Source organism: Vibrio sp. 2134-1 (assembly GCF_033339495.1).
The window spans coordinates 1-503 of the sequence record NZ_JAWOUS010001022.1; the positions used below are offsets into that span (position 1 = coordinate 1).

At 44.5% G+C, this 503-nt stretch carries 1 pseudogene; it reads right to left on the reverse strand.

Going from position 1 to position 503, the window contains the following annotated elements:
* Positions 1 to 503, reverse strand: a pseudogene (locus R7R78_RS29820) (SMC family ATPase); the annotation flags it as partial.

The window sequence follows — 503 nt, forward strand, 5'->3', positions numbered from 1 at the left end:
TTAATTGCGTTCAAATGCTGTAATCGTTCATTGAGTTGATGAATTGATGCCTGTAATGCTTTCAGCTCTAGGTTCGCGTTCTGCCCCAACTCCGAAACCATTTGCTCAATTTGCTGCGTGTATTGAGCAATCGCAATATTGTGTTGTTCCAACTGGTTGCTCAATTGGTTCAGCGTGATTTGAGCCTCACGCTCCTGATGACGAGCCTGTTGAACTTGCTCTTTTGTGACTTCATCACCAACAAACTGAGCAGGCTGAGGATGTTCGGTACTACCACAAACGGGACACTTCTCTCCAGTTTGTAAACGAAGAGCAAGAACTGCCGCTTGCGCATTATGCCAACTGAGCTCTAACGCATCCGCTTCACGTTGAAGGTTTTCATAATAAGACTTGGCTTGAGTTACCGAGGCTTGTTTACTTGGCGTCAATGCACCTAGCTTTGAAAGCTCTTGATTTAAATTAGCTAACTTTTGAAGATCCGACATCAAACGCTGCTGCTGTTT